At 70.4% G+C, this 12,787-nt stretch carries 10 protein-coding genes; 4 read left to right on the top strand and 6 right to left on the bottom strand.

Annotated elements, in window-relative coordinates; genetic code table 11:
- The 4 genes from NP095_RS03235 to NP095_RS03220 all read right to left on the bottom strand — a co-directional run bounded on the left by NP095_RS03235 (position 1) and on the right by NP095_RS03220 (position 6,348).
- The gene (locus NP095_RS03235) at positions 1 to 636 is read right to left on the bottom strand and encodes a hypothetical protein (protein ID WP_232417400.1); all 636 of its coding nucleotides are present in this window, start codon (positions 634 to 636) and stop codon (positions 1 to 3) included.
- Positions 637 to 658: 22 nt separating this feature from the next.
- A complete protein-coding gene (locus NP095_RS03230) occupies positions 659 to 1,681 on the bottom strand; it encodes an LCP family protein (protein ID WP_232417401.1) in 1,023 nt (340 codons plus the stop codon).
- A 75-nt stretch (positions 1,682 to 1,756) separates the two neighbouring features.
- Positions 1,757 to 5,236 (bottom strand): transcription-repair coupling factor, encoded by a 3,480-nt coding sequence (gene mfd / locus NP095_RS03225; protein ID WP_232417402.1) that lies wholly within the window; start codon positions 5,234 to 5,236, stop codon positions 1,757 to 1,759.
- Between the two features lie 74 nt (positions 5,237 to 5,310).
- Complete coding sequence (locus NP095_RS03220; RefSeq protein WP_232417403.1) at positions 5,311 to 6,348, bottom strand: right-handed parallel beta-helix repeat-containing protein; 1,038 nt, start codon at positions 6,346 to 6,348, stop codon at positions 5,311 to 5,313.
- Positions 6,349 to 6,512: 164 nt separating this feature from the next.
- On the opposite strand from NP095_RS03220, the gene NP095_RS03215 reads away from it, so the two are divergent.
- Both NP095_RS03215 and NP095_RS03210 read left to right on the top strand, forming a co-directional pair.
- The gene (locus NP095_RS03215) at positions 6,513 to 7,253 is read left to right on the top strand and encodes a CDP-alcohol phosphatidyltransferase family protein (protein WP_232417404.1); all 741 of its coding nucleotides are present in this window, start codon (positions 6,513 to 6,515) and stop codon (positions 7,251 to 7,253) included.
- Positions 7,254 to 7,320: 67 nt separating this feature from the next.
- Positions 7,321 to 8,625, top strand: coding sequence for a lipopolysaccharide biosynthesis protein (locus NP095_RS03210; RefSeq protein WP_232417405.1), 1,305 nt, complete (start codon positions 7,321 to 7,323; stop codon positions 8,623 to 8,625).
- A 9-nt stretch (positions 8,626 to 8,634) separates the two neighbouring features.
- Here the strand turns inward: NP095_RS03210 and NP095_RS03205 are convergent, their stop codons facing one another.
- Positions 8,635 to 9,324: an arsenate reductase/protein-tyrosine-phosphatase family protein gene (locus NP095_RS03205; RefSeq protein ID WP_232417406.1), complete on the bottom strand. Its 690-nt coding sequence runs from the start codon at positions 9,322 to 9,324 to the stop codon at positions 8,635 to 8,637.
- Positions 9,325 to 9,391: 67 nt separating this feature from the next.
- Complete coding sequence (locus tag NP095_RS03200) at positions 9,392 to 10,741, bottom strand: polysaccharide biosynthesis tyrosine autokinase (RefSeq protein WP_232417407.1); 1,350 nt, start codon at positions 10,739 to 10,741, stop codon at positions 9,392 to 9,394.
- A gap of 124 nt (positions 10,742 to 10,865) precedes the next feature.
- On the opposite strand from NP095_RS03200, the gene NP095_RS03195 reads away from it, so the two are divergent.
- Positions 10,866 to 11,879, top strand: coding sequence for a DUF6492 family protein (locus tag NP095_RS03195; RefSeq protein WP_232417408.1), 1,014 nt, complete (start codon positions 10,866 to 10,868; stop codon positions 11,877 to 11,879).
- Positions 11,876 to 12,778, top strand: a complete 903-nt coding sequence (locus NP095_RS03190; protein WP_232417409.1) for a glycosyltransferase family 2 protein — start codon at positions 11,876 to 11,878, stop codon at positions 12,776 to 12,778. The genes NP095_RS03195 and NP095_RS03190 overlap by 4 nt, the downstream gene beginning before the upstream one ends.
- Positions 12,779 to 12,787: the final 9 nt, after the last annotated feature.

Below are 12,787 nucleotides of genomic sequence, written 5' to 3'. Positions count from 1 at the left end.
TCAGGCGCACTGCAGGGCCACGGGCCGGTCCTCGACCGCCGTGGCGTCCAGCTCGCCGCCCGGGACCGACAACGAGCCGGACTCCGCGACCTGCTGGACCGTCTCGTCGAGCCCGAAGCGAGGATCGACCGAGACGTCGAACTCGGGGATCTCCTGGGCGAGCAGCTGCTGGCCCGCCTGGACCAGCTGCTCGTCGTCGGTGCCCTCGGGGGCCTCCTCGCGGGCCAGCTCGATGGCGATCGCGCTGGTCCGCTGATTGCGCTCGACCAGCTTCATGGCCTCGTCGGCCTGGTCGCCGAACAGCTGCTCCAGCTGCGCCTTGTCCTGGGCCGTGAGCGCCGGGACCTTGATCGAGTAGCCACGCTCCTGCGCGATCTGGTCGGCGACCTCGCCGACGAGAAGATCCGCCAGCGCCTGGCGCCGCAGGGCCACGCTGTCCACGCCGCCGCCACCTTGCTGCTGGGCCTGCTCGGCCTGCTGCTGCGAGGCCGTGCAGTAGACGCTCGCGACGTCATCGACGTCGGTCATGGGAATCCGGGCGTCGCCGACGACGGCGGCAGCACCGGGATGGACGGGACCGCAGGCAGCCAACAGCAGCGCGGCGAGCCCGAGAACGGCCAAGCGGGTCTTCGACATGGCGCCACAGTACCGGCCCCGGTCAGTCGACCACATCAGCCAGACCCGTGCCGGTCTCGCCGATCCAACCGGCGAGCCGATCCTCGCGCACTGCCTGCCACAGCTCCTCGCCCTCAGGGCGGTCGAGATAGACCACGCTCTGGGCGCCCTCCATCCCCAGCGCCTTGAGCGGCACCACCGTGAACGAGATGTCCTTCGACCTGACCGATCGCAGCGACCAGGCGAGATTGCGCATGTCGGCGGTGCTCCACCCCTCGTCGATGCCGAGGTTGGCCGTCACGGCGTCGAGCACTCGATACAGGCGCCGAGGGTCGCTGAAGGTCGGACGCGACAGGGTCTTGCCCGCCAACGAGCGCAGGAACGCCTGCTGTCGCTTGATCCGATCCAGGTCTCCACCGGCCAGCCCGGCGCGCTGACGCACGTAGGACAGCGCCGTCTCGCCGTCCATCTCGTACGTGCCCGCTTCCCACGTCCGTCCGGAGTAGCCGTCCTTGACCGTCTTCGGGATGGTCACGCTGACGCCGCCGAGCAGGTCCGTCACCTGCTTGAAGCCCTCCCAGTCGATCACCGCCACGTGGTCCATGTGGACGTCGGTGAGCTTCTCGATCGTCTCCACCGCCAGGGCGGGACCGCCCCACGAGAACGCGGCGTTGATCTTCGCCGGGCCGTGCCCGGGCACCTGCACCCACGAGTCGCGCGGGATGCTGACCAGGCTGATCGACTTCCGGTCGGCCGGGACGTGAATGACCATCATCGTGTCGCTGCGCTGGCCCGCGACCGAGCCGTCCACCCTCTTGTCACTGCCGAGCAGCAGGATGTTCATCGACTCGTCCGGGGTGCTCGCAGGGCGCTCCCCCACCGGCATGGCCGCGGGCAGCTGGTGCACCTGGCCGCCGAGGTGACGCCGCAGCCAGAAGTCGGCTCCCAGCGCCGCGACCACGGCCAGCACCACCACGATCACCGTGACGGTCAGCAGACTCCGGACGGTACGCCGCCAGCGCGGCCGGTCCTCGGCCGGGGACGGCACCTCCTCGATGACACTCACCGGTCGACGGTAAACCAGAATCAGCCAGAGTTCGTGGGCTTTTCCGCATCGGTCGCCGCAGCCACGCGGCGGCGGTCAGCCGGTGATCGCGTCGACGACACGCCCGGCCCACTCGAGCAGCTCGCGCCCACGCAGGGGTGCGCCGCCGATGCCCTCCTTGCGAGGCGCCGGGACGAGCAGGACCTTGACGGCCTCCTTGTAGAGGCTCTTCGGGTAGATCCGGTTGATCCGCAGCTTCGCGGACTCCGACAGGGTGACCGGCGTGAACCGGATGTTGGACCCGGCGGACGTCACCTCGGTCAGGCCCGCCGCGCGGACCTTGACTCGCAGCGCCGCCACCTGCAGCAGCGTCTCGACCGGCTCGGGCGGCGGGCCGTAGCGGTCCGCCAGCTCGGTGCGCAGCTCCTCGATGTCGGCGGTCGCGCGCACGTCGGCCAGTCGCTTGTACATCTCGAGCCGCAGCCGCTCGCTGGGCACGTAGTCGTGCGGCAGGTGCGCCTCGATCGGCAGTTCGAGCTTGACCTCCTTCTCGGGGGCCGCGTCGCCGCGGAACTCCGCGACGGCCTCGCCCACGAGTCGGATGTACAGGTCGAAGCCGACGTCGGCGATGTGGCCGGACTGCTCACCGCCGAGCAGGTTGCCCGCACCGCGGATCTCGAGGTCCTTCATGGCCACGGCCATGCCGCCACCGAGCTCGGAGTGCTGCGCGATGGTGACCAGCCGGTCGTGCGCCGTCTCGGTGAGCGGCTTGTCCGGCGGGTAGAGGAAGTAGGCGTAGGCGCGATCGCGGCCTCGGCCGACGCGGCCACGCAGCTGGTGCAGCTGCGACAGGCCGAGGGTGTCCGCCCGCTCGATGATCATGGTGTTCGCGTTCGAGACGTCCAGGCCCGACTCGACGATCGTGGTGCACACCAGGACGTCGAACCGCTTCTCCCAGAAGTCGACCATGACCTCCTCGAGCTGGTGCTCGCCCATCTTGCCGTGGGCCACGGCCACGCGGGCCTCGGGCACGAGCTCGCGGATGCGCGCCGCGGTCTTCTCCATGCTCTGCACCCGGTTGTGCAGGTAGAAGACCTGGCCCTCGCGCAGCAGCTCGCGCCGAATCGCAGCGATGACCTGCTGGTCCTCGTACGGTCCGACGAAGGACAGGACGGGGTGGCGCTCCTCCGGCGGTGTCGCGATCGTGCTCATCTCGCGGATGCCCGTGACGGCCATCTCGAGCGTGCGCGGGATCGGCGTGGCGGACATGCTCAGGACGTCGACGGCGGCGCGCAGGTGCTTCAGCGCCTCCTTGTGCTCGACTCCGAACCGCTGCTCCTCGTCGATGATGACCAGCCCGAGGTCCTTGATCCTGACGCCCGGCTGCAGCAGCCGGTGCGTGCCGATGACCATGTCGATCGAGCCGTCGGCCAGTCCCTCGAGCGTGGCCTTGGACTCCTTCTCGGTCTGGAACCGCGACAGGGGGCGGATCGTGACGGGGAACTGTCCGAAGCGCTCCGCGAACGTCGCGTAGTGCTGCTGCACCAGCAGCGTCGTCGGGACCAACAGGATGACCTGCTTGCCGTCCTGGATCGCCTTGAACGCCGCGCGCACCGCGATCTCGGTCTTGCCATAACCGACGTCACCGCACACCAGGCGATCCATCGGGACGACGCGCTCCATGTCGCGCTTGACCTCGTCGATGGTGGACAGCTGGTCGGGAGTCTCGACGTGCGCGAACGCGTCCTCGAGCTCGGCCTGCCAGGGCGTGTCCGGGCCGAAGGCGTGGCCCTTGGTGGACTGCCGGGCCGCGTAGAGCTTGATCAGCTCGTCGGCGATCTGGCGCACGGCCTTGCGGGCGCGGCTCTTGCGGTTCTGCCAGTCGCCGCCGCCGAGGCGGTCGAGCGAGGGAGCCTCGCCGCCGACGTACCGACTGACCTGGTCGAGCTGGTCCATCGGCACGAACAGCCGGTCCGGCGGCTGCCCCCGCTTGCTGGGCGCATATTCCAGCACGAGGTACTCGCGGGCGGCGCCGTGCACGACGCGGTTCACCAGCTCGACGTAGCGCGCGACACCGTGCTGCTCGTGCACGACGGCGTCGCCGGGCTTGAGCTCGAGCGGGTCGATCTGGCGGCGGCGACGGGCGGGCATCGACCGCTGCGTGCGCTCGGGCGCGCGCTGGCCGACGAGGTCCTCGAGAGTCAGCAGCACGAGCCCGAGGGACTCGGACACGAAGCCGTGGCCCAGCTCGGCGCAGATGACCTGGACGACCTGCTGCTCGGCGCCGCCCGGACCGTCGGCGTGATCGACGATCGTGGCGGGGACGTCGTGCTCGGCGAGCCACTCCACGGCGCGCTGCGCCTGACCGTGAGCGGGCGCGACGATCACGATGTGCCGCTTCTGGCCGCGCCAGGCCAGCACGTCGGACAGGGCGGCGTCGATCTCGCCCCGGTACTGCGGCGCCGGCTCGGCGGCGACCGTGTGCGACTCGTCCAAAGCGAACGGCGAGACCTCGCCCCAACCGAGACCCAGCTTCGCCACGTGCTGACGGACGTCGTCGAGCTCGTGGAACGCGGCGGCGCCGACATCGATCGGGCTCTCGCCACCGTCCGCGGCCGTGGCCCACGAGGCGGCCAGGAACTCCTCGCTCGTCGCGAAGAGGTCAGCCGCCCGGGCGCGGATCCGCTCGGGGTCGTTCGTCACGACCGTCGAGCCAGGGGGCAGCAGGTCGACGAACAGCTCCATCTCGCCCGCCAGCACGGGCGCCAGGGACTCCATGCCCTCGACCGCGTGACCCTCGGCCAGCTTGGTGAAGAGCTCGGCCATCGAGGGGTGGGTCTGGGCGTAGCGCGCGGCCGTGGCGCGGACCTCGTCGGTCAGCAGCATCTCGCGGCACGGCGGCGCCCACAGCCGATCGACCGGCTCCAGGGTGCGCTGGTCGGCCACGGCGAATCGGCGGACCTCGTCGACGGTGTCGCCCCAGAACTCGACCCGCAGCGGGTGGTCCTCGGTGGGCGGGAAGACGTCGACGATGCCTCCGCGCACGGCGAACTCGCCGCGACGCTCGACCAGGTCGACGCGCGTGTAGGCCGCGGCGGCGAGCCGGCGGACAACGTCGTCGAGCTCGACGTCCTGGCCCGCGACGAGCTCGACGGGCTCGAGGTCGGCCAGCCCTTTCATCTGCGGCTGCAGGATCGAGCGGACGGGAGCGACGACGACCTTCGGACGATCCTCGCCGCCATGGACGACCCGGCGCAGCACGGCCAGACGGCGTCCGACGGTGTCCGACCGCGGCGACAGGCGCTCGTGCGGCAGGGTCTCCCAGGCCGGGAACGTCGCGACGGCTTCGGGCCCGATGAGGGCGGCGACGGCACGGGTGAGCTCGTCCGCCTCGCGCTCGGTGGCCGTGACGGCGACGGTCACGCCAGGGCCGTCGGCCAGCGCGGCGGCGACGAACGGATGCAGCGCGGGAGGCGCGGTCAGCTGCGATCCACCATCGCCGTCACGAAGGTCGGAGACGAAGGCGGCGAGGTGGGGTTCGGCAGCGACCGCAGCGGTCAGTTCAGGTTGGGCCATGACCTGTCAAGCCTACGGCGCGCGGTGTGATCGTCCCATCGGAGCCTGAACGCATCGGTCGCGACCGGCCCCGCTCAGCGGACGATGGAGTCGACGATCACCGGACGCGGGTGACGTCCGAGGTGATAGATGCCCGGGAAGCCCCGGCTGTGCGCCGGATCGGGGTTGTTCACCAGCGTCGACCGGCGCACCGCGAGGGAGCCGACGCGGTTGTTGCTCACGAAGAAGACCGCGCCCGAGGACGAGCGGCCCGAGTTCCTGCGCATGAGCGTCCCCGCGACCCGCAGCCGCTGGTCGAAGACGTCGGCGTAGATCGCACCCCCGCTGCCGCCGCCGGGCGTGCCCTTGCGGGCGGGATTGAGGCCGTGGCCGATGGCCTTGTTGTTCTCGAATCGGCTGTTGTACACGCGCAGCGACGCGTTCCACAGGCTGATCCCGCCACCGTTGCTGCAGCGACCACCGGTGAAGGTGCTGTTGACCACGTAGTTCGGACGATGTGCGTAGCCCGACCCGATTCGCAGGCCGGCGCCGCCGACGTCCGGGCCGACCTTGGCGCAGCGGTTGTTGCGGAAGGTGACGTTGACCGCCTTGAAGTGCCCGCCGCGCGCGAGGATCGCACCGCCGCCGTCCTGGTCGGTGCGGCCGGCCGCGTAGCCATTGCGCAGCGTGATGTTCTGGACCACGAGGCGCGGGAACGACTGGCGCTGGCAGTGCTCGGTCGCCCAGCGCTGGCGCTTGTCGCACGTGTGCATGTAGATGATGCGGCGCTTGCCTCGGCCGTCGAGCGTGACCTTGTTGCCGCCGTCGATGACAACCTTCTTACGGGTGTTCCACACCTTGGCGGTCTTGTTCATCTTGATGACCACCGGCTTGCGGCCGCAGTCGAAGGTGATGACGCCGCCCTTGTGCACGGCCTTGACGACCTTCGCGGAGGTGCAGCTGCGAGGCATGCCGCTGCCGATCACCGTCGTGGGTCGCTTCACGATCGCGGCGCGGGCAGCCTTCGGGACCGCGACCTCGCGCACCCCGTCCTGGGTCGCGCGAGCGGCCGAGGGGGTCATGGCGCCGGAACCGACCGCGAGGACGACCGCCGCTGCCGCGAGAGGTCTCATGCAAGAACCGTAAGTCCAGAGGCACATGTGTCTCAAGGGTTCTTTGGGACCCGAAGGCAGCGGTCACGCGCCACGATCTCCCAGGAACCCGAGCGGAAAGCAGCACGTGGCCCGGCCCGGGTCCACTACGCTGCTCCGTATCCCGGGGAGCAGACGGAGGCACCGTGACGTCCGAACGACAGAGTTTTCGCTTCGGTCTGGCCGACCTACGCGCCGCCCAGAAGCCCGCGCGCGGCACTCCCGCGTACTCGCGGCACGTCAACCGACCGCTGGGCCGCATCGTCGCCGCGTGGTGCAACTCCCACGGGATGCGCCCCAACCAGGCCACCGCCATCAGCGCCACCCTGTCGGCCAGCGCGATCACGCTGCTGGCCACGGTGCGGCCCACGTGGTGGCTGGGACTGCTGATCGCGTTCCTGCTGGCGGCGGGGTACGTCATGGACTCCGTCGACGGCCAGCTTGCTCGCCTGCGCGGCGGCGGATCGCTCGCGGGCGAGTGGCTCGACCACACCGTGGACTGCTTCAAGACCTTGACGCTGCACCTCGCCGTCGCGGTGTCCTGGTTCCGGTTCGCCGACCTGCCCCACGACGCGTGGCTGCTCGTCCCGCTCGGCTTCACCGTCGTCGCGGCCGCGATGTTCTTCGGGCTCATGCTCATCCCGACGCTGCGCCCCGCCGCCATCAGCGCCCCGACGGAGCCGGCGCCGCCTGAGGGGCCGTTGCGCCGGTTCCTGATCCTGCCGACCGACTACGGATTCCAGTGCTGGGCGTTCGCCCTCCTGGGGTGGACCGTCGGGTTCCGGGTCCTGTGGACGGTCACGTTCGTCGGCTGCGCCGCTCTCCTGGCCCTCGCACTGCGCAAGTGGTGGCGCGAGCTGCGCGCCCTGGACGCCGGGGTGGCCTGATGCGCCACGAGACGCTCCCGGCGAGTCCGCTGGCGGGGCGGCGGCGAGCGACGGCCTCCGCCCGCGGATGAACTCCCTGCTCGCACTGCTGGCCAAGGGCGCCACGACATTCACCTCGATGGTCTTCGGCATCTTGACCGCCCGACTCATCTTGGGCACGGTCGGGGTCGAGCACTACTCGCTGTATGCACTCCTCGTCGCGATCCCGGCCCTGCTGACGTTCTCGGATCTGGGCGCGGGCGCCGTGCTGGTCAACGGCGTCGCCACCAGCGATGACCCGCGGACCGATCCGCAGGTCCGTGCGCAGCTGACCTCCGTGGGACGCATCGTCGTGTGCTTCGCGGCCGCCATCCAGTGCCTGAACACGGTCCTGCTGCTGACGGGCGGTTGGGCCGCGCTGCTGGGTGACGCTGGGCAGATCCCGGGCGCGCCCTCGGCCGCCTTCGCGTGCCTGAGCGTCTTCGCCTGTGGCATCCCCCTCGGACTCTGGGTCCGCATCATGCTCGGGCTGCGCCGGAACCACCTCACGATCCTGCTCCAAGGACTCATCTCGCCGTTGAACTTCCTCCTGGTCCGGCTGCTCCTGGGCGGTGGCGAGGACCTGTCCTCGTATCTGGCGATGTCGTCCTACGTCGCGTCGTTCATCGTGGGCCTGATCGGCCTCATCGTGACCGCCCGGATGACCGCTCCCCTCGTGACGCGTGCACTGCGTGACATCCCCCGCCTGCGCGCGGTCGCGGGTGCCCGCGTGATGGACGTGGGCTGGCCGATGCTGGCGCACATGATCGCCGCGCCCATCGCCCTTTCGTCGCAGCGGTACGTCGTCGCCCAGTTCGGCACCACCGATGATGTTGCGCAGTACAGCGTGGCGGGGCAGGTCTTCTTCGCACTGATGGGCCTTGTGGTGGCCGCGGGCGCGGCGCTGTGGCCCCGCTACGCCCGCCAACGGGCCCACGGCGACCTCCGCCACGGACCCTGGAGTCTCTCCGCGGCCTTCGCCGCCGGAATGATCCTGGCGAGCGCGATGATCTGGCTGGTCCGCGACGACCTCTTCGGCTTCATCACGAGCGGGGAGGTGTCGGTGCCGAGCTCGACCATCGTCGCGTTCGGCGCGATGATCACCTGCTCGGCCGTCCTGTACCCGATGGGGATGTTCATCATGGACACGCCCGGGATCCGGTTCCAGGTCGTGCCTGCTCTGAGCATGGCCGCGCTCAGCTTCGGGCTCAGCATCGCGTTGACCCGCGCCATGGGGGTGGAGGGCCCGCCGCTGGCCTACGTCATCGCCACGGTCGTGTGCCAGATCATCCCCGTCGCGATCTACATCCGCCGCCACCGCGACCGGCTCTACCCGCTCGCGCCCGTGGCCTGACCAGCGCGGTCAGCGCACGGCGCGCGCCAACTCGAGCAGGGTGTCCCAGCCCGTGCGGGAGCTCGACGTGCCCGCCGTCAGGTCATGCGCGCGGGCATCGACCACCGCGAGGATCGACTCGGCCGCGGCAACGATCGTCCTGACGGCCTTGCGGTGCACACGGCGCGAGCCGGCGATCGGATCGGCCACGTCGTCGTCGTGGGGCCGCGACGGCAGGTCGAACCCGCGCATCTCTTGGACCTGCGACAGGACGCTGCGCAGCCGATCGGGAGCCGCGACGCCCTCGATCGAGTCGCTGGACAGCAACTCGCAGTAGCGCGCGAACTCTCGGATCGTGAACGTCCGGTCCCGTGCCTGCGGCATCATCCGCACGATCGTCGCCCGGTGTCGGCGCGATGCCGTCAGGATGAGGTCGGCGGAGGCCACCTGGTCGCGTTCCAACTGCGTGGCGACGGTCTCGGGCAACGCGAAGCCCGCCTGGGACAGCGCCTCGGCCGTCCGCGCGTCGATGGGAGCGCCCGTGGCGGCGGTGACTCCGGCACTCGTGACGTAGACCCCGGACCCGGCGAGACCTGCGTACGGCTCCATGGCGTGCGACAGGACGGTGGCCATGACCGGCGACCGGCACACGTTCGCCGTGCACACGGCCACCAGCGTGAACACGTCTGAAGACGCCGAGTCGCCCGAGATCAACTCCATGCGGTGAACTGTAGTTCGCCCTGCCGTTAACGGCCTCTCGTTCGGCGAACTGAGCGCAGCCGGCGTCTCAGTGCTCGGTCGCGTACCAGTACGTCGCGTGCTTCGCGCGACGGCGCGAGGCGCCCGGCGCTGCGTTGATCACGACGCCGAGCAGCCGTGCATCGACCTGGCGCAGGGTCTCCACGGCCGTCGCGAGCTGGGCGCGGGTGACCTTGCCGTACCGCGCCACCAGCAGCGTGCCGTCGACCTGGGTGGCCAGGACGGAGGCGTCGGTGACGGGAAGCACGGGAGGCGCGTCGATGACGATGTACTCGTACCGCATGCGCAGGCTGGCCAGCAAGGATCCCATCGCCTGACTGGCGAGCAGTTCGGCCGGGTTGGGAACGGCGCTGCCGCTGGTGAGCACCGACAACCCCGGCGTCAGGGCGCTCTGCGCGGCCTGCTCGACCGAGACCGAGCCGGCCAGCACGTCCGAGAGGCCGATGCCGCTGTCGACGCCGAGGCGCGACGCGATGCGAGGGCGCCGAAGGTCTGCCTCGATGAGCAGCACCGCGCCCGAGCCCTCCGAGAGGACGCGCGCGAACTGGATCGCGAGGCTGGTCTTGCCCTCGCCCGAGATGCTCGAACTCAGCGCGATGACACGGGCGGGCCGCTCGACGTCGATGAAGCGCAGGCTGGTCTTCACACGGCGCAGCGCCTCGTCGAGGATGAACTGGGCGTGGTTCTTGTGCGACTGATCGCCGCTGCCGGGCCGGATGACCCGTCCGCGCTCGACCTCCGCCAGAACCGGCAGGCCCTCGGGCAGGTCCTCGGCGGACCGGACACGGGTGTCCAGCAGCTCGCGGGCGAGCGCCAGCAGGACGCCCAGGAACAGGCCCACGAGGGCACCGGCGAGGATGTTCCGCTTGGTGTTGGGCGACGACGGCCCCTCCGGCGGCGTCGCTTTGGCGACCGTGGTGGCCGAGATGGCGGGCTTGCCGTTGCCCAGGCGGGGAGCCAGGGCGGCGGTGGCGGTGGCCAGTTCCTTCGTCACGCGGTTCGCGATCGCCGCGGCACGGTCGGGGTCCTCGTCCTCGACGGCGACCGTGATGAGGACCGAGTCGGGCACGACCGAGACCGTCATCCGGTTCTTGAGCATCCGCGGTGTGGTGTCGAGACCGAGGTCCTCGATCACGGGGTCCAAAATGAGCGGCGTCGAGGCCAGTTGCGCGTAAGAGCCGAGCTGCTGCTGGGTGTAGTTGGCTCCTTGGAACAGATCGGTGCCCGACTGACCGACCGGCAGCGTGAAGTAGCTGCTGGCCGAGGCCGTGTAGAGCGGCGTCGCCTGCTTGGAGAAGACGAACGTGCCCAGGACGCACAGCAGGAACGGGATCACGACCAGCGCCCAGTGCTTGACCAGGACGCGGAGGAACTGCATGAGACCCACGGTCCACTCCCTCTCCGGCCCGGCGGCGCGACTGTCACAGGGTACTTGAGATGGGCGCTGTCGTCGGCGTAAAAAACGAGTCCCCCGACCGGTCGCCGGACGCTACGCTTCGTCCATGGCGGCGGCGGGAGCGACCCTGAGCATGGTCACCGTCTTCTTCGAGGCCGAGATCGGCTTGCTCAAGCTGCAGGCTCGCTCACTGGTCAGGTACCACGCTCCGGGCGAGTTCGAGCGCATCGTCGTCATCGACAACACGCACCGCGGGGTCTCACGTCGCACGCAAGAACGATTGCTGCGCCAGTTCGGCCCGTGGCGCGATCGGGTCCGCTTCGTCCGCCCGCAGGACCTCACCGACCTGCCGACGCTGCCGGGCTGGGTTGGTCAGCAGGTCCTCAAGCTCATCGTCCATCGCGAGATCGACACGAGCCACTTCCTCGTCCTCGACGCCAAGAACCACTGGATCCAGCCGACGGACCGGAGCACGTTCCTCGCCGAGGACGGCCGCGCCCGCGGCGCCAGCCACACCTACCGGGGCCACGCGCTGGAACAGCGGGTGGCCGACGTCCTGCGGTACGTGGGCGTCGACCCGCAGGAGTGGCTCGATCACTTCATGGTCACCCACACGCCGGTCGTGGTGTCGCGGGACGTGTGCGCCGACCTCGTCTCCGACGTTGAACGGCGCAGCGGGCTTCCCTTCGCGCAGGAGTTCGCCCGGGCCGGCCTGCTCGAGTTCCCGCTCTACGCCGGCTGGATCATCGCCCGCGATGGCAGCCTGGACGCCGAGATCGACGGGTCCACCGTCCGCTCCACCACCATCTGGCCCAGCCGGACGCCGCGGGGGATCGCCGAGGACCTCGCGGCACTCGACCATCTCGACTCGCCGTTCCTGGGCATCCACCGCAAGGCGCTCGCCAAGGCGACGTTGACCTCGTCGCGGTCGTTCGCCCGCCTCTGGGCGGTACGCGGACTCTGGTCGTCCACCACCGCGGGACTGTGGTTCATCGTCCGGTTCAAGGGGGCATACCTGCGGACGATGACTGTCCGCAGGGTCCGCACCCGTCTGGCCGCGCGGCGGCGCACCGCCGTCACCGCGCCGACCGGCCGCGCCCGCTCGGGGGACCCGTCGTGAGCCTGGCCGTCGTCGTCGTCAACTACGGCTCCCACGAGCTGCTCGGCACCAACACGGCCGCGCTCGGGGAGGTGCCGGTCGTCGTGGTGGACAACCTCAAGTCCGCCGCCGACCGTGAGGCCGCGCGCGAGCTCGCGGCGACCCACGACTGGGCCTTCGTCGAGGCGCCGAGCAACCTCGGCTTCGGCGGTGGCGTGAACCTCGGCGTCCACACGGCCGCGGAGCTCGGCCACGAGGCCGTGATCCTGCTCAACCCGGACGCGCGACTGGGCGCCGAGGCGATCGAGGCGATCCGACGAGGCCTGGCCGACGACCCGCTCGCGCTGGTGTCCCCCGTCGTGGCGACGTCCACGGGCGACATCTACTTCTGGGGCTCGGCGGTGCGCCTCGACACCGGCCGGATGCTGCGCATCGACGACGTCACCAGCCCGCCGCCGCGCACGTGGCCGTGGATCAGCGGCGCCTGCATGGCGTTCACGGTTCGCCTGTTCGAGGCGGTGGGCGGCTTCGACGAGGACTACTTTCTCTATTGGGAGGACGTCGACTTCAGCGTCCGAGCCGCGCGCCACGGTGCCCACCTGGACGTGCTCAAGGACGTCCAGGCGATTCACGACGAGAACGGCACGCAGGAGAAGCTCACCTCGCGGGCGAAGTCGGACCTCTACTACCAGTACTGCGCGCGGAACCGGCTGCTGTTCGCCGCCCGTCACCTCGGGACACGCGACCTCCTCGTGTGGATCCTCAAGACACCACGCCAGAGCTGGCTCATCCTCATGCAGGGCGGGCGCCGTCAGCTCCTGCAGTCCCGCAGCGGGCTCCGAGCGGTCAGCCGTGGCACCACCGAGGGCCTCGCGCTGGCAGTGCGCGAGGTCGCTCGTCGGATGTTCCGGCGCGGGTGACCCGCGACG

The organism is Aeromicrobium duanguangcaii, assembly GCF_024508295.1.
GTDB lineage: Bacteria > Actinomycetota > Actinomycetes > Propionibacteriales > Nocardioidaceae > Aeromicrobium > Aeromicrobium duanguangcaii.
This window is presented reverse-complemented; position numbering and strand designations above follow the sequence as displayed.